The organism is Rossellomorea sp. NRS-1567 (assembly GCF_050467885.1).
GTDB lineage: Bacteria > Bacillota > Bacilli > Bacillales > Bacillaceae_B > Rossellomorea > Rossellomorea aquimaris_C.
In genome coordinates this window covers 57,478-80,581 of the sequence record NZ_JBITPL010000018.1, presented here as the reverse complement: position 1 = coordinate 80,581, position 23,104 = coordinate 57,478, and the positions used below count along the sequence as shown (strand labels likewise).

Annotated in this window: 25 protein-coding genes; all 25 read right to left on the bottom strand. The window is 40.7% G+C overall.

Annotated features, from left to right (window positions below):
• Positions 1–128 precede the first annotated feature (128 nt).
• The 25 genes from ACIFOD_RS13830 to ACIFOD_RS13710 all read right to left on the bottom strand — a co-directional run bounded on the left by ACIFOD_RS13830 (position 129) and on the right by ACIFOD_RS13710 (position 23,084).
• On the bottom strand, positions 129–668 hold the full coding sequence (locus tag ACIFOD_RS13830; RefSeq protein ID WP_044336344.1) for a ReoY family proteolytic degradation factor: 540 nt from the start codon (positions 666–668) through the stop codon (positions 129–131).
• Positions 669–805: 137 nt separating this feature from the next.
• The gene (locus tag ACIFOD_RS13825) at positions 806–2,047 is read right to left on the bottom strand and encodes a tetratricopeptide repeat protein (protein ID WP_430315129.1); all 1,242 of its coding nucleotides are present in this window, start codon (positions 2,045–2,047) and stop codon (positions 806–808) included.
• 52 nt (positions 2,048–2,099) lie between these two features.
• Positions 2,100–2,999, bottom strand: coding sequence for a hypothetical protein (locus ACIFOD_RS13820; protein ID WP_430315128.1), 900 nt, complete (start codon positions 2,997–2,999; stop codon positions 2,100–2,102).
• A 128-nt stretch (positions 3,000–3,127) separates the two neighbouring features.
• A complete protein-coding gene (gene aroA, locus ACIFOD_RS13815) occupies positions 3,128–4,420 on the bottom strand; it encodes a 3-phosphoshikimate 1-carboxyvinyltransferase (protein ID WP_430315127.1) in 1,293 nt (430 codons plus the stop codon).
• Between the two features lie 12 nt (positions 4,421–4,432).
• Positions 4,433–5,536, bottom strand: coding sequence for a prephenate dehydrogenase (locus tag ACIFOD_RS13810; protein ID WP_430315126.1), 1,104 nt, complete (start codon positions 5,534–5,536; stop codon positions 4,433–4,435).
• A 77-nt stretch (positions 5,537–5,613) separates the two neighbouring features.
• Positions 5,614–6,714: a histidinol-phosphate transaminase gene (hisC, locus tag ACIFOD_RS13805; protein ID WP_430315125.1), complete on the bottom strand. Its 1,101-nt coding sequence runs from the start codon at positions 6,712–6,714 to the stop codon at positions 5,614–5,616.
• A gap of 13 nt (positions 6,715–6,727) precedes the next feature.
• A complete protein-coding gene (aroH, locus tag ACIFOD_RS13800) occupies positions 6,728–7,117 on the bottom strand; it encodes a chorismate mutase (RefSeq protein WP_430315124.1) in 390 nt (129 codons plus the stop codon).
• A 76-nt stretch (positions 7,118–7,193) separates the two neighbouring features.
• On the bottom strand, positions 7,194–8,276 hold the full coding sequence (gene aroB / locus ACIFOD_RS13795) for a 3-dehydroquinate synthase (protein WP_430315123.1): 1,083 nt from the start codon (positions 8,274–8,276) through the stop codon (positions 7,194–7,196).
• 3 nt (positions 8,277–8,279) lie between these two features.
• Entirely contained in the window at positions 8,280–9,452 is a 1,173-nt protein-coding gene (aroC, locus tag ACIFOD_RS13790) for a chorismate synthase (protein ID WP_430315122.1), read from the bottom strand.
• A gap of 214 nt (positions 9,453–9,666) precedes the next feature.
• Entirely contained in the window at positions 9,667–10,440 is a 774-nt protein-coding gene (locus ACIFOD_RS13785; protein WP_430315121.1) for a CheR family methyltransferase, read from the bottom strand.
• A 147-nt stretch (positions 10,441–10,587) separates the two neighbouring features.
• A complete protein-coding gene (ndk, locus tag ACIFOD_RS13780) occupies positions 10,588–11,034 on the bottom strand; it encodes a nucleoside-diphosphate kinase (RefSeq protein WP_034758349.1) in 447 nt (148 codons plus the stop codon).
• Between the two features lie 102 nt (positions 11,035–11,136).
• Entirely contained in the window at positions 11,137–12,099 is a 963-nt protein-coding gene (gene hepT, locus ACIFOD_RS13775) for a heptaprenyl diphosphate synthase component II (RefSeq protein WP_397553526.1), read from the bottom strand.
• Between the two features lie 27 nt (positions 12,100–12,126).
• Entirely contained in the window at positions 12,127–12,828 is a 702-nt protein-coding gene (locus ACIFOD_RS13770) for a demethylmenaquinone methyltransferase (RefSeq protein WP_113970708.1), read from the bottom strand.
• 6 nt (positions 12,829–12,834) lie between these two features.
• Complete coding sequence (locus ACIFOD_RS13765; RefSeq protein WP_397553525.1) at positions 12,835–13,668, bottom strand: heptaprenyl diphosphate synthase component 1; 834 nt, start codon at positions 13,666–13,668, stop codon at positions 12,835–12,837.
• 204 nt (positions 13,669–13,872) lie between these two features.
• Complete coding sequence (gene mtrB, locus ACIFOD_RS13760; RefSeq protein ID WP_034758340.1) at positions 13,873–14,094, bottom strand: trp RNA-binding attenuation protein MtrB; 222 nt, start codon at positions 14,092–14,094, stop codon at positions 13,873–13,875.
• Positions 14,095–14,107: 13 nt separating this feature from the next.
• Complete coding sequence (folE, locus tag ACIFOD_RS13755) at positions 14,108–14,674, bottom strand: GTP cyclohydrolase I FolE (protein ID WP_113970710.1); 567 nt, start codon at positions 14,672–14,674, stop codon at positions 14,108–14,110.
• A gap of 227 nt (positions 14,675–14,901) precedes the next feature.
• Complete coding sequence (locus ACIFOD_RS13750) at positions 14,902–15,174, bottom strand: HU family DNA-binding protein (RefSeq protein WP_169213765.1); 273 nt, start codon at positions 15,172–15,174, stop codon at positions 14,902–14,904.
• A gap of 632 nt (positions 15,175–15,806) precedes the next feature.
• Positions 15,807–17,285, bottom strand: coding sequence for a stage IV sporulation protein A (spoIVA, locus tag ACIFOD_RS13745; RefSeq protein ID WP_397553524.1), 1,479 nt, complete (start codon positions 17,283–17,285; stop codon positions 15,807–15,809).
• Positions 17,286–17,538: 253 nt separating this feature from the next.
• Positions 17,539–18,249 (bottom strand): hypothetical protein, encoded by a 711-nt coding sequence (locus ACIFOD_RS13740; protein WP_430315120.1) that lies wholly within the window; start codon positions 18,247–18,249, stop codon positions 17,539–17,541.
• A 31-nt stretch (positions 18,250–18,280) separates the two neighbouring features.
• Positions 18,281–18,481: a DUF2768 domain-containing protein gene (locus tag ACIFOD_RS13735; protein ID WP_181778207.1), complete on the bottom strand. Its 201-nt coding sequence runs from the start codon at positions 18,479–18,481 to the stop codon at positions 18,281–18,283.
• 356 nt (positions 18,482–18,837) lie between these two features.
• The gene (locus ACIFOD_RS13730; protein WP_430315119.1) at positions 18,838–19,884 is read right to left on the bottom strand and encodes an NAD(P)H-dependent glycerol-3-phosphate dehydrogenase; all 1,047 of its coding nucleotides are present in this window, start codon (positions 19,882–19,884) and stop codon (positions 18,838–18,840) included.
• A gap of 16 nt (positions 19,885–19,900) precedes the next feature.
• On the bottom strand, positions 19,901–21,211 hold the full coding sequence (der, locus tag ACIFOD_RS13725; protein WP_430315118.1) for a ribosome biogenesis GTPase Der: 1,311 nt from the start codon (positions 21,209–21,211) through the stop codon (positions 19,901–19,903).
• 174 nt (positions 21,212–21,385) lie between these two features.
• Entirely contained in the window at positions 21,386–21,577 is a 192-nt protein-coding gene (locus ACIFOD_RS13720) for a capping complex subunit for YIEGIA (RefSeq protein WP_113970716.1), read from the bottom strand.
• Complete coding sequence (locus ACIFOD_RS13715) at positions 21,574–22,470, bottom strand: YIEGIA family protein (protein ID WP_397553521.1); 897 nt, start codon at positions 22,468–22,470, stop codon at positions 21,574–21,576. Before ACIFOD_RS13715 ends, ACIFOD_RS13720 begins: the two co-directional genes overlap by 4 nt.
• Positions 22,467–23,084, bottom strand: coding sequence for a YphA family membrane protein (locus ACIFOD_RS13710; RefSeq protein WP_430315117.1), 618 nt, complete (start codon positions 23,082–23,084; stop codon positions 22,467–22,469). Before ACIFOD_RS13710 ends, ACIFOD_RS13715 begins: the two co-directional genes overlap by 4 nt.
• Positions 23,085–23,104 lie beyond the last annotated feature (20 nt).

Genomic DNA, 23,104 nt, shown 5'->3' with positions numbered 1-23,104 from the left:
TTTATAGCACTCGTTTAAAAGCGATTTCACTTTTTACAATAGTATGCTCCATAAACCTTCTCCCTATTTATCTCAACCGGCAAAAAAAGCTCGAATGAAGAGATGTACCTTTCCCTTCATTCGAGCTTTTAGCTTAAGCTATTCAATTCTTTGGTTAATTTCTTGAAGGATTTTTCATCACCGGTATCAAGAGCCTGATCAATGGCCTTTAGCAATCGATCACGTTGAAAGGTTTGCAGACTGTCTTTGAGGAATTGTTCTGCAACAATCCTGTCTTTTTCATTAATCAATAAATACTTCGGCATAAACGGGTTTTCTTCAAGTACTGCTGCAAATTGATAACTTGAATTTGCCTTACTGAAGTTCAATTGAATATAAATATCTTCGTCTTTATTTAAACGAATGTCGTGAAATGACTTCTCCGCATCAGTTGTCATGATGTTCTCTTTATAGAATCGGAATGGCACATCCTCAACACAATGCGTGGACATCACAAGACCTCTTGGACAGTACTGAGATTCTTCAACAAAATGAACTTTTTTCATTAATTGGTCATGGCTCATCAGGTAATTCAGTATCCACACACATTCTCTTCTTTTTAATTGATATCGGTTTAAAAACCAGCGAATAAATTCTTTCTTCTCGTTGACAGAAACAGGGGTGGTCATGGTTTTCCCTCCTCTGCAGAATCCTTTTTAGTTTAGGTCCGTTTTCCTTTTGACATACAGTTTAAAAACGTTAGCAACTCTAAGGTGTTCCCAAGTGTTCACACACCAGTCAAATCCCTTTGTACCACCGACGTCGTTTAGTCTTGTAATCTTTCAATCAAGTCCTGCCACTCGTCATTTGAAGGATCCATTTCAATCAGGTGTTTATATACTTCTACTGCTTCACCCCTGAGTCCTTCTTCTACTAAAAATTGTCCGTACTCTAGTAAAAACTCTTGATGATTCTTAAAATAAGTATATGCAATACGGTATTGTTTTAATGCATGATTAAATTGTTCAAGCCCCTCATAGGCCTTTGCAAGATCCCAGTTGATTTGGGGCTCTTCTTCCCCTTCAACTGTAAGCATCTGGGCGATTTCCAATACATCGTCAAATCGATCTTGCGTAAAGAACAATTTATTTATGACTAAAGCTGCTTCAACATAACCTGGATCTAAGGCTAAAGCTTCTCTGAAAAATACCTCTGCCTCTTTTTCCAGCCCAAGCTTTAAGGAAACTTTCCCACCAAACAAATTAAGCTCCTTGTTGTATTCATCCTGTTTTACGCCCTCTTGAATGGTTTCCAGGCTTTCCTGCAGCTTTTCTTCATGTTCATAGGACCTCGCTAATAATAAATACACCGAATGATATTCCGGATCCAGCTCTTTAACCGAAACAAGCTTTTCAATGGCTTTCTCATAGAATCCAGCCTGATATGCGGTAACGGCATACCCGAACAGTGTATTGATTTCCAGGTGATCCTGAAGAGCTTTTTCGTAATGAGTCAAGGCCTCTTCAAAGGCTCCTCCTACACTATAAGCTTCGGCTAACCTTTGATGAACATTGGTTCCACCCAGCTCGGTGGTGCCTCTCTGAATAAGGGCATGATAATGCCTTATCGCTTCAAGGAACCTGCCTGTTTCAGAGTATAATTCCCCCAGGCCGAAATCAATGACAGGCTCATCGGGTAATAACTTCTTGGCTTGTAAAAGCTTCTGTTCACTAACTTCAAATAAACCCTGCATTTGATACAGATCTGCCAAAAGTAGCAAGGCTCTTGGATAGATCGGGTCTTCTTCATCCAATTCTGCGAGTTTGTCTATCGCTTCTTCTTCATTATCCATCTCCACCAGCACTTCTGAGAGCTCGATCAGGAGTTCTCCTTCTCCCGGGTAATATTCCAGCAGATTTTCATACAACTCTTTTGCTTCTTCGAGAAACCCTAAATGGTGTAATTCTTCCGCCAGACCGAATTTCTCTTCATGACTTCCAAACTTCAATGCTTGCTTATATTGTTTCTTTGCTTCGTCCAATTTTCCTTCTTCTAATGAAGATAACATTTTTTCAGCGTATGACATGGTCAATCCCTTTCTATAAAAAAGCTAATAGTCATTAAATAAAGTACCCCGGTGTTTGGATGACTAGTTCTTCACCAGCACCAGGAAAATAATAGCCTCTATTATTTAAGTAATAACATTTTCCTTTATTCATTGTACATTTTAGCACATGATGATCAGTTTTAAATGGCAGGGGCTCAGCACCCGTCTCACCTTCGACATTCATATAGAGGTTATAACTTATTTCTCCACCCACCAAAAAATTTCCTCTAAGGGGATATATTCCAATTTTCTTCAGTTCTTCTAATCTCATAGGTTCATTTTGCGGGATTTCATTTGAAAGATGAGGAATTTTCTCGTTTTCCATCGTATTTTGCCATATTTTAAGATGCTTTATTTTTGTTTTTTTGTCTATGTTTGTCGTAAAAAAAGGGACAAAAGTAATAGGGTAATCATATAAATATCCTTTGATCCATCCCCAGCGAATTTCCTTGAATGATTCTAATTCGTCAATGTTAATCCAGACAACGGGAACTTTATGTCTTTTACATGACCGAATGATTGCAGGGGTAATAAGATTTGCGGATGTTTTCAACCCTATCGTGTAGTCAATCGGACTGTTTAACAAGGAGGTCTTTCGTTCATTCAATTTTTCCAGAAATTCACATCCGTACGTTATATTAAATGCCGTCAGCACTGTAGTACAACCTTTATGAATAAATTCATTTAGATAATAATTTTTGATCGAAAGAAAATCAGCCCCTTGAGGCACCTGTAAATCACACATTACATGTCCGGGAGTCATCATGAAAGATGAAACATCCATCCTCATGTACCGATAATAAGAAAACCTGTCTCTTATGGCCGATATTTTATCGTCTTTAACGAGTAAAGAAGTTTGAGTGATCTTGGAATCTTTAACCCAATTCGCGTTTTCAATAATATACGTACTCAAATCGCCATCACCTTCCTTTATAGACAAGCTATGAAAGAAGGGATGAAATCATGCTATGCAATCATATAAAAGGAGAGGTGTTCGGACTAAACCATAGTCCGAACACCTCCCAAAAGGAATCATGTACATTATTTCTTTAACAACTTGTTTATATGCTCAAAGAAAGTTGGATACGATATGTTCACTGCATCCGCACCTTCAAGAATAACGTCAGAATTTGTTATTAAAGAAGCTACAGCAAGAGTCATTCCAATCCGATGATCTCCCCAGGAATGGACCTCCCCACCGTGCAATGGTATTTTGCCTTCGATGATCATGCCGTCCTCAGTTCCTTGAATGTCAGCACCTAGGTTTCCAAGCTCTTGTACAATGGCATCGATCCGATTTGTTTCCTTAACCTTTAACTCCTGTGCATCCTTAATGATCGTCTTTCCCTTTGCCTGGGAAGCTAACAAGGCGATAACAGGTATCTCATCAATTAACGATGGGATCAGGTCTCCACCAATTTCAATTCCCGTAAGATCTGAAGATTCCACCAGGATATCCCCTATCGGTTCTCCAGTTTTTGAACTCTCCATTATTTCTATGGATGCCCCCATCTTCTTCATCACTTCAACAATCCCCACACGGGTTTCATTAAGACCGACATTTTTCAGGAGCACTCTACTATTCGGCACAATCGCAGCGGCTACCATAAAGAAGGCTGCTGAGGAAATATCCCCGGGAACATAAACTTCAGTTCCTTTTAACACCTGACCGCCCTTTACCTTGATTGTATCTCCATGCCTTTCAATATGGCCACCAAATTCGATAATCATTTTTTCTGTATGGTTTCTTGTTTTTTCAGGTTCTTGAATTTCAGTTGTACCTTCGGCCTGGAGCCCTGCCAACAAGAGTGCTGACTTCACCTGTGCACTCGCTACAGGCAACGTGTATTTAATCCCTTTGAGGTCACCCCCGCGGATTGATAAAGGAGTATAGTTGCCTTCTGAACGACCGTCTATTTTAGTCCCGAACTTTTTTAATGGTTCTGTCACTCTTTTCATTGGGCGTTTCGCGATCGAGTCATCTCCAATAAGGATTGAATGAAAAGGTCTCCCTGCCAATATCCCCATAATAAGACGAGTAGTGGTACCTGAATTACCCACATCCAGAATGTCCTGTGGTTCTGATAAATGATCCCAGCCTTCACCTGAAACAATCACTTCCTCATCCGTTACTCTGATATCGACGCCTAACTTACGGAAGCACTCAATCGTGCTTAAACAATCCTCTCCCATAAGAAAATTATGTATAACGGTTTTCCCTTCCGCAACTGAACCAAACATAACAGCCCGGTGTGAAATAGATTTATCCCCAGGAACATTGAGTTCCCCATTAAGACCTTTTTGGGGGTTCATTAATTTCTTTTTTCCTTCCATCCTTATCACCCTTTACCCTAAGAATAATTCATAACCCGTATTTTCTTTTAAGCAGTGTAAAGCCCTTTCTCTATCTTCAAGTGTTTGAAAGCTGATGACTAATACTCCGTAAATATCTTCTCTCGTTTCCAGGATTCTTATGTTTGTTAAACTTATGTTTTCGCCGGCAAGGTAAGCAGTAACCTCAGAAATCACCCCTGGATAATCAGGAACATCAACAAATAAGTCATAGAACGAAGGGATGGCCCCTTTTTCCTGAATGGGAAGATCATCCCGAAACGTTTTCGCTTCTGTGAAGTAATCAAAGATTCCCTGTGAGTCCTTCTCTTCAATAATGGTGATGACTTCATCCATCTCTGTTTTCCACTGTTTGAGAAGCGAAAGCAAAACCGCTCTGTTCTGAAGCGTAATATCCTTCCACATCGTCGGGTTAGAAGAGGCAATCCGCGTGATATCACGGAATCCTCCAGCAGCGAGCCTCCGCAAATAAGGGTGCTGTACAGATGACTCTTTCGCTTGATGAACAAGAGATGCCGCTACAATATGTGGAAAATGACTGATCGTACCCGTTAATTCATCGTGCTCCCCGGGTTCTACAATCAGAAATTTGGCATGCGTTCCTTTCAGCCATTCTTGAAGTTCTTCTACTTTTTCACCAGTAGCACCAGAACCTGGAGTCAGCATATAGAAGGCATTTTCAAATAAGATTTTTTTAGCTGCTGCTACACCGCTTTTATGAGAACCTGCCATTGGGTGTCCACCAATGAACTGAATTCCTTTAGCAGTCAGTTCTTCGGAGCACTTCATAATTTGTTCTTTTGTGCTCCCCGTGTCGGTAATGATCACTGTTTCTTTTAAAGCGAAAGATTGAAACTGCACAATGATCTTTTCAGTTTGAAAAACTGGTGTAGAAATAATGATGAGATCCGCTCTTTCAGCAGCAGACTGTAAAGATAGTGACATTTCATCGATAATTCCCAGTGATCTCGCCAACCTTAACTCTTTATGATTCACATCATGTCCAATGATTTTAGCATCGGGGTGTTCGCTCTTTATACAGAGTGCTAATGAGCCTCCGATTAATCCCATCCCAATGACCAATACCGTCCCTTTCATGATTGTCCCCCTCAGTTGATTTGAAAAAAGTCGGAAAGGGCTCAAAATACTAAGCCGTTCCGACCATCCATTCCTTTTCACACTTGCTTTTGAAGGTCTAAAAATTCCTTCATTCTCTCAATAACCTCTTCATTTTGTTCATGAGAGCCGACCGTTACCCTCACAGAATGAGGATATCCCAGGGCCTCTCCGGACCGTACAATGAATCCCTTACTCATTAAGTATTGAAACACATCATCACCGCTTACACCGAAATCGATTAACACGAAGTTTGCTTGTGATGGAATATAATTCAGGCCGTGTTCCTCGCAGAACTGGTAATACTGCTCCAGTCCTTTGCGATTTTGCTCCCTGCATTCTCTAATAAACTCCTGGTCCAGAACGGCTGCGGATGCGGCTCCCTGACCTAAAGCATTATTATTAAACGGTTCACGGATCGGCTCTAACTTCCTAATCACATCTTCATTCGCAATTCCGAATCCTACTCGAAAGCCGGCTAATCCGTAAGCCTTTGAGAAAGTACGAGTAATCAATAATTGTGGGTACGATTTTAATAATTCCAATGAATCATAGTAATCACCGGCCACAACATATTCATAATAGGCTTCATCCAATACGACTAGTACGTGTGCAGGAACCGCATCCAGGAAGGAGATGATCTCTTCACTGCGAATATATTCACCTGTTGGATTATTTGGTGAACAAAGCCAAACGACTGAGGTCGTTTCATCAATTTCAGCAAGCATTTTGGTTAACTGATGTCTACCGGCTGAATCAAGGGGAACTTCTCTTATCTCCGCTCCTTCAACAATGGCATTGTGCTTATACTGAGGGAAAGTCGGCGTAGCCATAACCGTGCTCTTATCACCATCTAATAATGCTCTTGAAATCATCTGAATCACTTCATCCGAGCCATTCCCGAAAAGTAACTGTCCAGGGTCCACAGATAGCTGCTCTGCCACCTTCATTCGCAATTCCTTCGCATAGCCGTCGGGATAAATCGCATGTGAAACAGCATTCGTCTTGAGAAAGGTTTCAACGTTCTTTGAACATCCAAATGGATTTTCATTCGAAGCAAGCTTCACTACTTTCTCGAGATTGAATAGTTCTTTCACATCATCCATCGTTTTCCCGGGCTGGTATGCTTTAAGATTTTGAATCTGAGATCTCCACTTCATGCTTACCTTCCTTTCAATCGTTTTCATTTGAAATAGGCGGGGTATCTGTCAAGTCAGGACGCAGGCTGACTGCATTTTTCATATAAATATGTTGGATGTCTTTCTGAGGTGTAGATGTATTTAAATGCATCATCACTCTAATACAATATGGCAATGCATCAGGGACATCCAACTCCTGCATACACATGACAGGAACATATTTCCACTCTTCAAACCTTCTTAATGCTTTTGCCGGAAATACACTCCCAATATCACTGGTGGCAGAAATAAACACAGATGCAACATCCTCTGCCATAATATTATTATGTAAAATCATTTCCTTTAAGAGACTTTCAGTTGAAAGGAGAACTTCCTTATCATTATCACAAACCGCTGTAGTGGCGCCTCGAACTCCCCTGATCATTCTTCCACTCCCTTTTCTCCTGTTATTAAACACTCTCTTTTTGTACTTGCGGGTTTTTATTAATCCAGAGTACGTTTTACAACTGGCGGATAAACTCATCTGCCCGTCTTAAATCATCTACAGATACCTTCACCATTAACGGCTCGCCAATATCCTTCAATAACACAAAAACAGGATGTCCATATTGGGATTTCTTATCATGTCTCATTCCCTCATATAATGTTTCAAATGTGATATGAGATGGAATGTTTAGATTGTAGCCAAGTGCAGTGACCCATTTGATAAATTCAAGTAGATTAAATGAAAGTTCGCAGTACTGTTCACTAAGATACAGAGCAAAGATCATCCCGATCATAACCGATTCACCATGTGTGCGACTTCCGTATCCGCTGGCACTTTCAACAGCGTGCCCATACGTATGTCCAAAGTTTAAAAAAGCTCGTATATTCGACTCTCTTTCGTCCTTTGAAACAATATCCCCTTTTACACGTATCCCTTTCATTAGGCAATCCGTTAAAAATTGCTTATCCATTTTTTCCGGAGAATGGAACGAATGCATTAATTCTTGTAAAAAGGATCGATCGGATAAAAAGGCATGCTTGATCACTTCTGAAAATCCTGATAGCACTTCAGTTCCAGGCAAAGTTGTAAAGTAATCTAAATCAAAAAACACACCTTCAGGCTGATAAAACTGCCCCACCATGTTTTTGCCAAGGGGATGGTTAATCGCTACCTTCCCGCCAACAGCACTATCATGAGCGAGAATCGTTGTCGGGACACCTATGAAGGGGATCCCCCTCATATAGGTGGAAGCGACGAAACCAGCGAGATCTCCGATGGCTCCGCCTCCGAATGCTATCACCAGGGATCCGCGATCGACATGATTAGAAAGACCGTGGGTGATGGCACCCTCATAAATGGCGAAGCTTTTGGCGTGTTCTCCTTTAGGAGCCAGATAAGTCGTTACGTCAAATGATTCACTTAAAATTTCTGAGAAACCTGTTCCATGAAGCTTGAAGACCTCTTTATCCGCAATGATCCACAATTTAGATACTTGCGGGAAGGTTTTTTTTATAAAAGAAACAATTTCATTCGTCATTTCCGCTCCAATTTTCACATCATACGTTTTGGAAGCAGTTTGAATGGTTATCCGTTTCATTCATTAATACTCCTTGGATTCTTGACGTTGTCTATTGATATCTTCATGGAGCTTATCGAATTGATCACTATGGAATTGTTCCACGATAGCAGAAGCAAGTTCCCATGCCACTACGGCCTCTGCCACTACGCTTGCAGCCGGTACCGCACAGCTATCGGATCTCTCTATGCTTGCTTTGAATGGTTCCTTTGTTTCGATATCCACGCTTTGTAATGGTTTATAAAGGGTTGGAATAGGCTTCATGACACCTTTTACACGGATCGGCATACCTGTCGTCATTCCGCCTTCAAAGCCGCCTAAGCGATTCGTTTTACGGTAGTAACCCTGTTCTTCACTCCAGGCAATTTCATCGTGAACTTCACTACCCGGTTTTCGCGCCATTTCAAATCCTAAGCCGAATTCGACCCCTTTGAATGCATTGATACTCATGACGGCCATGGCAATCTTCGCATCAAGCTTACGGTCATAATGGACATAGCTACCGACTCCTGAAGGCATCCCTTCAACGATGACTTCAACCACACCACCAATGGAATCTCCATTTTTTTTGGCTTCATCTATTAAGTCCATCATTTTCTGTGCAGCTTCTTTATCCAGGCAACGGACCGGAGAATCTTCTGTTATATCTCTCAGTTCATTTATAGAATCATAGTGTAGTTTCTCTGCTTTAATTCCACCAATTTCAAGAACATGACCGACAACCTCGATGCCTAATAGCTTCAGTAACTTTTTCGCGACGGCACCTGCAGCAACTCTTACAGTGGTTTCTCTGGCTGATGACCTTTCTAATACATTCCTAAGGTCCCTATGTCCATATTTCATACCACCGACAAGGTCTGCATGTCCTGGTCTTGGTCTTGAAATCTTTCTCTTTACCTCTTCTTCTTCTCCATGCTCCAGAGGTTCGATGCCCATCACTTTCGTCCAGTGAGTCCAGTCTCTATTCTCCACAACCAGTCCTAAAGGAGAACCCAGAGTATATCCATGTCTCACTCCTCCAACGATCGATGCCTGATCTTTCTCAATCTGCATCCTCCGGCCCCGGCCATAGCCTTTTTGCCTTCTTGCCAGATTATCATTGATATCCCCTGCTTCTAAAGGCATTCCTGCAGGCAGCCCTTCAATGATGGTCGTTAATTGCGGTCCATGTGATTCTCCAGATGTTAAGTATCTCATTCACTTTCCCCCTTCAACTCGTTAAAGAATTATGTACCAATATAACATAGAATTCAGATCATTTCCTAGCCCTTAAGTTTAAAAAATTTCTTAAAAACCTCTCTTATATAGAAAAAAACGATGTAACCCGACATATTTGGACTTTTAAACTGTATCGTTTCTAAAAAAGCAAGCGTACAGCCGTCCAGTAAATGTAAGATCGACATCGTAAATTTTAGATTTTTTTATAGAAAAATGTGTCTTCTGTCTCGAATCCGTATTGGGATGGGTTGAAGATTTGTTCGGTACTTCCGACAAAAAGCACACCGCCGGGTCTCAGTGAGGCATTGAATTTTTTATATAATAGGTTTTTCGCTTCCTCCGTGAAATAAATTAACACATTTCTGCAAACAATCAAGTCGTAATTCCCCTCAAATGGGTCTGACAGCAGGTTCTGCTGCTTGAAAGTCACGTTTTTCCTGATCTCTTCATTCAATTTGAACAAGGCGCCTTCCTGAGTGAAATAACGGGCTTTCATTACGGAGGGGACCTCATTCAGCGATCGTTCAGGGTAGAGACCGTTCCTTGCACGTTGAATGGCATTTTTATCGATATCAGTCGCGGTGATGGTCCGTCCTGAAAGAGTCATGTGTTCCGACAGCATCATGGCGATCGTGTACGGCTCTTCCCCCGTAGAACAAGCTGCGCTCCATATTTTAAGTGATTTGTTTTCCTGTAGAAGTCTGGGAAGGATTTTAGTCTCGAGAACTTCCCACCGTTTGTAGTTTCGATAAAATTCTGAAACATTGATCGTCATTCGATCGAGAAACTCTTCCATTTCTTCGCTGTCACGATTCAGCTTACTGAAGAATTCTTGAAAACTCCCGAACCCCTTTTTTTCATACAGTGCCGTTAATCTCCGTTTCATTTGAGCTTCTTTGTATAGGGAAAGATCAATTCCCGTTTTTCTTTTTATCCCTTGAATAAATTCCAGATAATCATTTGACATAAGGACCCACTCACTTTGCTACATTAAAGGTATAAGACTATATGTATTATATCGAACGCTATACAGAAAAGTTAAATCCTATTCAATAGAAAAGGCAAGTCGCCTTATCACGACTTGCCCTAAAAAATCTTATTTGTTTAACAGATATTAATAAACCCACTCGTTCATTAATTTAGAATACTCTACCAGTTCTTCTTCTTTGAAGAATAAGCCGATTTCTCTAACAGCGCTTTCGGCAGAGTCAGATCCGTGGATGATATTCTTTCCGACTGTCAAGCCGAAATCACCGCGGATTGTTCCAAGTGCAGCATCCTTGGGGTTTGTTGCTCCCATCATTCCACGAGCTGTCGTGATAACGTTTTCACCTTGCCAAACCATTGCAAATACAGGTCCAGATGTAATGAAGTCAACAAGCTCTCCAAAGAATGGTCTTTCCTTGTGCTCACCGTAATGCTCTTCAGCAAGCTCATTTGAAATGCTCATCAGCTTTGCCCCTACTAATTGAAAGCCCTTTTTTTCAAAACGTGATACGATATCACCGATTAACCCTCTTTGTACGCCGTCCGGTTTTACCATTAAAAATGTCTTTTCCATCTTCCCCACTCCTAAATATGTATGTATAGAAGTCCTAAGGACATCCCACGAAAATAGTAACACTGATTGGGGGTTTTGGCAACGTTTCCATTTTAAATTTTCTTAATATTTTCTCTTGCCAATAAAGTTTGCAATATTCTTCAATGTTTTCTTCACGCGGTTGTATGGGAGATGATCCAGATCTTCCAACGCTCTGTCTAAGTACATTCTACTTAGCTGATGGGATCGATCTATGGCATCGGTCGCTAAGATGGACGAAATGATTTCTCTCATCTCTTCAGGAGAAGTATATTCATTCACTCTTTCAATCTTCGTTTTAAGTTCAGGGTTTTCCATTGCATATAAAATCGGAAGGGTGATATTACCTTGCCACAAGTCACTGCCGGCAGGCTTACCCAGTTCTTCCTCACTTGCTGTAAGATCTAAAATATCATCTGTAATCTGAAAGCTCATTCCCACATTATAACCAAATCGGTATAAGCGACGATGAATTTCTTCAGGGGCACCGGAAGAAATGGCACCGATCTGGCAGCTTACAGCAATAAGCAGAGCCGTTTTCCGCTTGATTCTAAGGAGGTAATCCCTCAGATTTTGATCAAATCGATATTTATCTTTTATTTGAGCGATTTCACCCTTACATACTTCAACAATGGTGTGTGAAAGTATTTGATGTGCTTCAGGCGCTTTAATATTCGTCATATACTCGAGAGCTCGTGCAAAGATGTAATCTCCGGTGTACATGGCAATACGGTTGTCCCATTGAGCTTTAATCGTTGGTTTTCCTCTTCTTAACTCTGCATCATCGATCACGTCATCGTGAACAAGGGATGCCATATGAATTAACTCCAAAGCCACTGCTACATTTTTCACAATGTTAATATCATATTGTCCGAATTTTGCAGAGAGCAAGACAAAAACAGGTCTGATTCTTTTACCACCTGCTTGCAGAAGGTGAAGGGATGCCTCTTGTAAAAGTTGTGATTCTGACTCAATCGCAACTTCCAGTTCCTTTTCAATTTCATCAATATCCGTTTTTAGAAACGAATACATCCTGTTTAGCTTCATAGTTTTTCCACCTAATTTACGAATTTCTTACTTTCTGCCTGAATGCATGGCAGCCACTCCGCCACTATATGGTTTCACATGTATATCTTTAAAGCCGGCTTCTTCAAACATATCAGCAAGCTCCTTCATCCCTGGGAAATCTCTGGCTGATTCCTGAAGCCATGAATATTCATTAAAGCTCTTGGCAAAGATCTTTCCGAACAGTGGCATCACGAAACGAAAGTATGCGTAATACATCTGTTTAAAACCGAGCATGGTTGGTTGAGAGGTTTCAAGGCAAACAGCCATCCCTCCTGGTTTCACTACACGATTCATTTCTTTTAAGACGTGGAGGTAGTCCGGAACATTCCGTAAGCCAAAGCCAATCGTGACATAATCAAAGGTATTATCGTCAAAAGGCAGCTCCATTGCATTTCCATGGATCAGCTCAATGTTGTTCAAGGGGGATCGTTTCACTTTCTCTTCACCAATAGAAAGCATATTTTGGCTGAAATCCAGCCCCACTACCTTGCCCGTTTCTCCGACTTTCTCTCCTATCGCTAACGTCCAATCCGCCGTTCCACAGCAAACGTCCAGTGCCTTTGAGCCTGGCTTCACATCCATATGCTTCATGGTATCTTTTCTCCACTTTTTATGCTGTTGGAAACTGATTACCGAATTCATCTTATCATAATTGGAATATATTTTTTCAAATACTCCGTGGACTTTTTGTTCTTTGGACTGCTGCATTTCGATTTACCCTTCTTCCGCATATAGTTTGGTCATAGGTTCAGGCTCAGCATAAGGTAATAGCTCTACAATCAGCTTTTTAAAATATGGTGTTACCGGTTCTATGTTCTCTAACTGTGTTTGAATGGTTTTCTTCGTTGAGGAAATTAATTTATCCACCCTTGAAAGCAAATGTCTGGACTCTTCTTTCGTTAGCTTTAAAGATGGTGTTTCACTGGCTGATTCGAACGTTAAAGTCGACAACGCTTTTATAAAGCTCGTATTCTGTGAGTGCTCTATACAAATTCTTTCTTGAACGAGCTTCTTGTATAAAAGGGCTTGCTCTACAATCCGGATCCATTTGTCATCTTCAAAAAAACGAAAGAATTTTGAAACGATCGCTGATTCTCTTGTCTTCAAGCTTGACATTAGCCCATCAAGGTTTTGATGTTCCTCTTTATAAATGGAAATTTTGCTTTCGTTGATTTCTTTTATCGCCTTGGCTAATACTGCGATAAGATCCACATCATCTGTGTCGGCAAGGATTTTATAGTAAAGGCTGCTGAAGTATACTCCTGCAAGTACCGTAAGCTGCCTCTCTTTCAATGGATCAAGCTCAGAGATTGTAACCTTTTCATGGGTATCAAGGGCTATCTGCAATAGCATGGCAGTCGAAATCCACTGTACAACTTCTTTATTCAAGGTCCGTCCCCCACTTACAAAAGGAAGGAGCAGGAAATAAATCCGATCCCGATCAATGTAAGGCTGATCGATATACTCCTTTAAGTAAGAGTGATGCAACTGCTCTTCTATGTATTGATGAATGATATTCGCTTGATGGTTACAATCAATGAATTTCATACCCTTTAATCCCCATTTCTACTATGTATCAGTCTAAAAATTTCAGCAATAGATATTATACCATAAAATCCTCAACAATAGGGAATCAGTCTTGCTCTTGCCCTCCCTATTTAGCTTTAGTATAACAAAGGGGACGACTACGAAGTTCAACTACCCATAGTCAGTCCCACCTGTATCTTCTCTGGAACGTAAATGCCCAGAGGATTATTTCTTGTTATCACTTTCGACTTCACCGTAACTTGTAACGATGGTTGCTTTTCCTCTAACTTTAATCGCAGAGGTATGGTCTGTAAACTGAGCAATCATGACTTCACCTTTATCAAGCTTTTCTGAATGATGAAATCTGGTATCTGTCCCTCTTGTCAGCCCGATCACGTTCACACCATCTTCAATCGCCTTAATCACAATATAATCATTTGAATTCATCCTTAGCTCACTCCTAATTCTTTATAAAAGAAAGAACTTCGCTTCGTGCTTGAGGGTCTTCTTTAAACGAGCCCCTTACCGCAGTTGTCACTGTACTTGAACCAGGCTTCTTTACACCTCTCATTGTCATGCACATATGCTCAGCTTCAACCACTACCATTGCACCATAAGGCTCAAGGGTTTCCATGATCGTATCAGCCACTGTCGAAGTGATTCTTTCTTGCAGCTGAGGTCGTTTAGCAACAGATTCAACGGCCCTTGCCAGTTTACTAAGTCCGGCCACTCTTCCGTTTCTGGGAATATATGCTACATGAGCTTTTCCGTAGAAAGGTACCAAGTGGTGTTCACACATCGAATAAAAAGGAATATCCTTCACAAGCACCAGTTCTTCATGCTCTTCACTGAATATTGTTTCAAAGTATTCTTTCGGATCGTGACCGATTCCCGAAAATACTTCTGCATACATTTTCGCCACACGCTTTGGTGTATCTAATAAACCTTCTCTATTAGGATTCTCTCCAATAGCTTCTAATATTAATCGAACTGCTTCTTCTATTTGGCCATGATTGACTTGTGCCATTATGTTGTCCTCCTAAAATACTTAAAGAAATAGTAACATTGTTAATATTAGCACAAGCCTATAATGTCATCAAAGACTAGTGCTTTAGAAGTTTTATAATAATATAAAACTTCCTTTAAAGGAATAATACTTCGTACATATTTTAAGGAGAAATAACCAAACTATAAATGAATAGCAAAAAAGGCCGCATAAATATGCGACCTTTTCTATACGCTCAAAGTATGTAATTATTTTACAGCTTCTTTAAGCGCTTTACCTGGTTTGAAAGCAGGTACTTTGCTAGCTGAGATTTCGATCTCTTCACCTGTTTGTGGGTTGCGACCTTTACGGGCTGCACGCTCACGTACTTCGAAGTTACCGAATCCGATTAATTGTACTTTATCACCGTTTGCAAGTGAATCTTGAATTGTATCGAAAACAGCGTCAACCGCTTTGGTAGCGTCCTTCTTAGATAGCTCAGCAGCTTCTGCAACAGCATTGATTAGTTCTGTCTTGTTCATGCCATTCACCTCCTCCCAAGGAAATGTCTCAGTCATGATTCATTTACTTTAATATCATTAGTAAACAAGTTTAGCGAATTCTATACATAAAGTGTAGAAAAAACGCTTGAAAACGTTGCTGAATCAATATTCAACAACAATTCTGTTAAAAGATTATCACAATAGATTAACCTTAGCAAGAACAAATCAAGAAATAATGGGAATCTTTTCTTATTTGAAACACAAATGTAATAGAATCCCTTCAAAGCCCTTTATTCTTGCCGTCTATTCAACCTATCACTTCTTTTCGATGACTGCAACTAATACCCTCTCCTCATTGGGTACTCTATCTTACTTCCCAACCTTGAAATCCCTTAAACATCGACTCCCCTATTTTCATCTATAATGAATATCCATCTGGTTGCAACGTCCTGAAATCCACATGCCCTAAACCTATATACATCAAGGTTTAAGGACCTCCCTCTGCTTTTTTACACCTTTATCATCCCAGCTACAAATTTATAAATATACAATGTGAAAATCAGCAATTAAAAGCAGGAATCTCACAAAAAAATTCAGAGGTTTAATATAAAAATGAAAGATTTCAAAGAAACAAAACAAAAAAAGACCCTCCTAAGAAGGTCAAAAGACATTTATAATATGATGGCGATCAATCCACCCGATCCCTCGTTGATGATTCTTTCCAACGTATCTTTGAGTTTATATCTTGCATTCTCAGGCATTAAGGAAAGTTTCGCTTGGATCCCCTCTCTTACAATGGAACTTAAGCTTCTGCCGAATATATCGGAATTCCAGATGGATAGCGGGTCATCTTCGAAATCCTGCATTAAATAGCGCACCAGTTCTTCGCTCTGTTTTTCTGTACCGATAATCGGTTCGAACTTGGACTGTACATCCACTTTGATCATGTGGATGGATGGTGCTACTGCTTTCAAGCTGACTCCGAATCTGGAACCCTGTCTGATGATTTCCGGTTCATCCAGACTCATATCATTTAACGAAGGCGCTGCGATGCCATACCCCGTCTGCTTCACCATTCTCAATGCATCTGAAACCTGGTCGTATTCCGCTTTTGCATGAGCGAAGTCCTGCATTAATTCCAGGAGATGATCTTTCCCGCGAATTTCCACCCCTACAATCTCCTTCAGTACTTCATCATACAGTTCGTCAGGGGCGTACAGGTCAATTTCTGCAATCCCTTGCCCCATATCAATGCCGGCAAGCCCTGCCCGTTCGATATGATCAAAATCACTGAAGTAATGAACAACACGATCCACATCCCGCAGTCGTTTAATATCCTTAACCGTTTCTTTCACAGCTTCCTGATAGTTCTGTCTTAGCCAGTGCTCTTCTTTCAGAACCATTACCCAGCTTGGAAGATTCACATTCACTTCAAGTACCGGGAATTCAAATAGTGCTTCTCTTAACACGTTGAGGACATCTGAGTCTCTCATGCTCTCCACACTCATGGCGAGAACTGGAATGTCATATTTATCTTGAAGTTTCACTCTTAGGTCTTCTGTCTCAGGAGCATGAGGTCTCGCCGAGTTAATGACCATGATAAATGGTTTACCTACTTCTTTCAGTTCCTCGATGACTCTCTCTTCCGCTTGGATGTAATCGCCTCTGCCAATTTCCCCGATGGAACCGTCGGTTGTCACCACAACCCCGATCGTGGAATGTTCCTGGATGACTTTACGCGTACCGATTTCGGCCGCTTCATGGAATGGTATAGGCTCTTCATACCATGGGGTATTGATCATTCTAGGTCCATTTTCATCCTCGTACCCTTTAGCACCCGGGACCGTATATCCCACACAATCTACCAATCTAATATTCACTTCGAGGCCTTCATCGACGTGAACAGAGATGGCTTGATTAGGAACAAACTTCGGTTCTGTCGTCATGATGGTCCTGCCTGCTGCACTTTGGGGTAATTCATCCTGCGCTCTTGCACGTTCTGACTCACTGGCTATGTTAGGAAGGACCACAAGTTCCATGAACTTCTTGATGAATGTTGATTTTCCTGTTCTAACTGCTCCTACCACACCTAAATAGATATCTCCGCCTGTTCTTTCGGCAATGTCCTTAAATAGATCGACTCTTTCCAAGAGATTCCCTCCCATCTTATATTCCAGGGATGTTTCATCCGTGTATTCTGTCTCTCAATCTATATTTATGATGTTGTCCCAATGACTTATGACTATTAATATGCTTTTTTTCCCCCCTTATGATTAAAAGTATAAAAATTTATTATGTCTTTAGCATTTATGATCATTAGTTTTGATGAAATTTCCCTATAAAGGATGACATAAAAATAATAACCCTTCCCTTACAATATATTTTGTAAGGAAAGGGTTATGCCTATTTTGTCATAAAGACAGGTTCGTTATTTTCATCTACCGTATAAGGTAAAGAATAAGCTGGGACAAAAAAAGTGTCCTCAACAAGTAAATTCCGGATATCTTCACCAGGTTTTAGTTCTTTATCAGTCGATTTAATCTGTTCAAATAAGTCCATTGAGTAATCTACAAATATGTCACCGTCACCATTGATGACAAGGGGAAGGTTCTTGTTTGAGTAGGGGCTATTTACATACACATCACCATCATACCCCAGTTCTTTATAATTCAATGTATAGACATTATTGGCTACTTCCTCTTTAAATGGCGGGTAGCCTTGAGCTTCTATTCTGATTTTCAATTCCCTTATTTGTTCAGCCAGCCGCAGATCAAAAATCTTGACTTGAGGATCTTCCTCCACGTCAGTCAGAACATATTGAAAAACCCCACCGTTTTCGAAAGCATTTCCTGGAATCTCCGCTAAGTACTGAGGTGAAAGCTTTCTGAAATCAATCGGATACTTCTGATAAATGGGTGTATCCTGGTCTCGGGTCTTAATTGGCAGCAACCCATTATTGTCCTTCTGATAGGTTACGACCGCATCTTGTACAGCCTTCACCTGCGTTTCATAAGGGATCTGGTTCTGACTAAGCTTTTCCTCAGGGTACATACATCCCGAAAGAATACTTATAGTTAAAATAAGAATAAATGCAATTAAACCTAAGCGTTTCAATCTGAAAACGTCCTTTCAATCGGACCGCAACCTAATTGGTCGGTCCACTAAATACAATATAGATCATCATAAGTCCGCCGGCAATCATCATTATATATGCCATGAATGCTGTAATAAAACGCAGGAATCTCTGCTTGATCTTATACCTGCTAAAATAGATCGTTAATATGGCAAAAAACATGAATCCCATCGATGCAAACGAAATCCACATCTTCATCATTGAATCCATCATACATCCCTCCAGTTATCGAATGTATTATATCATAAGATTTTTACAAAAGAATAGAAAAGAATGGTTGTTCAATAATCTGTTACAAAACCTCAAGATGTACCTATACGGACTTCCCCGGGCAGAGATTATCAAAAAAAAGAGCTTCCCAAGTATTTTAGCATCATTGAACTGATGTCAAAATACTTGAGCTGCTCTAAACAAAGCGAGACCTACCCATCCATAGGCAAAGCTGTATATATTCATGACAGTGTATGCAACAGGGGTGTGGTTCGCATCCTCGAATGCCTATTATTCCAAGATTAATTCATTGTTTCGAAAGAATATTTAGTCATGCCTTCTATCGTAAAAGAATCAGGTTAATTTAATCGCTCTCCAAGAATGTTCACGAGGTCTTCCATTTCGTTTGTCTTTCCACGTCCCATTAAGTGGTCTACCGCTTCTTTCGCTTCTACTTTATTGAATAGCACATCATACAAAGCGTTGGTAATGGGCATATTCACTTCATACTTGTCTGCTAACTGATGAGCAGCTTTCGTTGTGCGTACGCCCTCTACGACCATCCCCATGTTGTCCAGGACCTCATCAAGGTTATGACCCTTACCGAGCATGTTTCCCGCTCTCCAGTTTCTTGAATGTACGCTTGTACATGTAACGATCAGATCACCGATGCCTGTTAAACCTGAAAATGTTAATGGGTTTGCTCCCATCTTGGTTCCCAGACGGGCTATTTCTGCAAGTCCCCTCGTTATAAGAGCGGCTTTTGCATTATCTCCATATCCCAATCCGTCTGTAATTCCGGCTGCAAGGGCTATGATATTCTTTAAGGCTCCACCGATTTCAACCCCCAGCATATCGGGATTCGTATATACACGGAAATTCATGTTCATGAATAAGTCCTGAATCTCTTCAGCAGCTTTCATATCCTTAGAGGAAACGGTCACAGTCGTCGGGTGTCTTAAACTCACTTCTTCAGCGTGACTGGGTCCAGACAATACCACCACTGTATGTAAGTTATCAGGGTCCATTTCATCTTCAATCATCTCTGAGATTCTTAGAAGTGAATCAGGTTCAATCCCTTTACTCACATGAACAACGGTTAAGGGTGCACGTTGAACCTCTTGAATTTGACCCAATACTCCGCGGATCGCTTTCGTCGGTACAGCCAGAATAATCGTATCAACGCCATCTAAAGACTCACTAAGATCATGATAACCCTTGATGGAGTCCGGGAGCTTGACCTCTTTCAGGTACTTTTCGTTGGTATGTTGAGTATTAATTTCATCAATCTGTTCTTTTTTGTGTCCCCATAATCTTACTTCCAGTCCATTATCAGCCAGGACCATCGCAAGTGCCGTCCCCCAGCTTCCTGCGCCAACAACCGTTATTTTCTTTGAATTTTCCATTTTTACACCCACCTTATTATTTTCTTGCGCGAGCAATAATACGAATAGGAGTTCCTTCAAATCCAAATGCATCACGTATTCTATTTTCCAAGAATCGTTCGTATGAGAAGTGCATTAATTCAGGGTCATTCACAAATACCACGAATGTCGGAGGCTTCACAGCCACTTGCGTCGCGTAGTAGATTCTGAGTCGCTTACCATTATCTGTAGGAGTAGGATTCATTGCTACTGCATCCATGACTACTTCATTCAATACGCTTGATTGTACTCGTAGTGCATGATTTTCACTTGCCGTATTAATGATTGGCAGTAAAGTATGAATGCGCTTCTTTGTTTTGGCAGATAGAAAAACGATTGGAGCATAATCAAGAAATTGAAAATGTTCTCGGATGTTCTTTTCCCATTTGTTCATGGTTTTCTCGTCTTTATCAACGGCGTCCCATTTGTTCACGACGATCACGATTGCGCGACCTGCATCATGAGCATACCCGGCAATTTTTTTATCCTGCTCGATAATCCCTTCTTCTCCATCAATGACAGCTAAGACGACATCGGAACGTTCAATTGCTCTAAGAGCTCTTAACACACTGTATTTTTCAGTGGTTTCATACACTTTACCTCTTTTCCTCATGCCTGCAGTATCAATGATGACATAATCCTGTCCATCATACGTGTAGGAGGAATCAATGGCATCCCGCGTCGTTCCTGCAACATTACTCACAATCACACGCTCTTCTCCCAATAAGGCGTTAACCAGGGAAGATTTCCCAACATTCGGACGACCAATTAATGAAAATTTGATCACATCTTCTGCATAGTCCTCTTCTTCTTCTTGTTTAAAGTTTTTCACAACATCATCAAGAAGGTCTCCTAACCCAAGACCATGAGAACCTGAAATTGGATACGGCTCCCCAAATCCAAGGGAGTAAAAATCATAAATCATTTCCCTCATTTCGGGATTGTCAATTTTATTAATCCCTAATACGATCGGTTTCTTAGAGCGGTAAAGGATCTTGGCTACAATTTCATCTGCAGCTGTCACCCCTTCACGGCCATTCGTTAAAAATACAATCACATCCGCTTCATCAATGGCGATTTCAGCCTGCTGCCTGATTTGATCGAGGAATGGTTCATTCCCCAGTTCAATCCCACCTGTATCTATAATGTTAAATTCATGAGTCAGCCACTCAGCAGAACTATATATACGGTCTCTTGTTACACCAGGTACATCTTCAACTATGGATATTCTTTCTCCAACAATTCTATTAAAGATCGTGGACTTCCCAACGTTTGGACGCCCTACGATTGCTACTACTGGTTTTGTCACGTTATTCACCCTTTCTGTAAGAAGGTTATCCTATTCTTACATTTCCTCTTTTTATGCCTTTTCAATCATCAATTGGAGCTATGCATAAGAAGGACTGGCCCTTAAGGTAATGTTTCCTTATGGGACAGTCCCCCCTAACTTAACTATTTTATCAATAAAAGAATAAACTAGCAATCAATGTTTTACAATGATAAATAGTCCTTCATCCAGTTCATGGGCAATGCCATCGAGAATCGCCTCTAAATTCGCACAGATCTTTTGCAATTCCTCATCTGTTTTACAATAAAAGACGCTTGTTCCACTTGGTACTTTTTCAGGTGATGTCGTAACCGTAGCGAGTATGAATTTTTGGATCGTTGTACTCATTCTAATTTACCACCCTCCTGATTCGCCTTCGATTCTGACGGCATTCTTATCGCATTTTCCAATGTCGGCACCTGCCCAAGGATGGCAATCGCTTTCTCTACATCCTTTCGCTGCGGGAGGACGAATACACCTATTCGACCATCGTCTAAATCCCTCTTGGCCAATGGCGTTAAAGCCGGTGTTCCTGAATCTTTGAATATCCCCAAGGAAGTAGACATATCATGAAGAATCGCTTGCCTTTGACCTAGATTCGCTACCGTCGATCTGGCATCGAATGATTTTGGGGAAAGAACAAACCCCATTCCATACTTTAAAATTTCTTCTTGTCTTACCTTTAATCCAATATTCATAATGTAGATATTATCAACGTAAAGTCCTGCCCCATCGAAATGAGGCTTCACATATTCAATGTTAACGATATCCTTCAATCTGCCTCCAGCCATTAGTTTATGGGCAGCCAACATACATATCACACTGATCAGCAACGCTACATAGAAATTAAAGACAATATAAGCTAAAGTGGCTAACAGCGAAGTGAAAATAACCAGATAATTACGGCTTTCAAAGGCTACGGCAATCCCCTCGATGTATGTAGCCCCTCTAGGAACAAGTTCATATGCATCCAACTCTGTCAATGTGTTCCTTTCCATATTTCGCACATCCCGAAATTGAGACGCAGCGACGGTTAAGAAAGTAATCGCCGTGAAGTTCTCCTCCAGTAATGCAGGAATCGCGATGGTACCTAAGCCAGCCGCAATAAATCCAAGAGCAATATGTATAATCTTCCCATGCAAATAAGTGGGATATTGGCGATAGTCTGTACGCAGCATATAGATTCTGGTTAATGTCCCAACTACTACTCCGAAGATGACCGGATACACATACTCATTCATAGATTCTTCATTTCCCCTTTGTTTGTTTGTACTTTGATGTTGAATAACTGATTTATTTCTTCAAACAACTTAATCGCTAAGAGAATTCCAGTTGAAATAGCCAGGACATCGAGGTAAACAGGTCCACCGATGGGATATAGAAATCCTATATTCTTTAATGGGATGCTCATAAAGACTTCACCCACAATACTGCTCCCGGCAATAGCGATCATCCGGAGCATAAATGAAGACGAGGTATAGAAGAGAATACTCAGGAAAGCAAGTGATACAGCCATTATAAGATCTCGATCCAAGAACATGAGAACAGGATCATAAATAGCCAATAACCCAATGCCCGCATAAAGCATCCCCATCGCCAGAATGGCTACAAGCATATATAATTTATCTTTCAAACTAAGAATTCTTATGTAATGGATACAAATTAGTCCTAAAACAATAACCGGTACGGCAACCTCCACATAACTTACTTTCAATCCATATGGAAACACGCATATTAACACTAAACAAATGAAGGAATAATGGAAACGATATGGGTGTGTCTTATTCATCATAAACGTCGTAAAAATCCAAATTCCCCAAATCAGCCATAAATACAGAATCCCATCCACCATCATTCACTCCCTCCTATTATCTA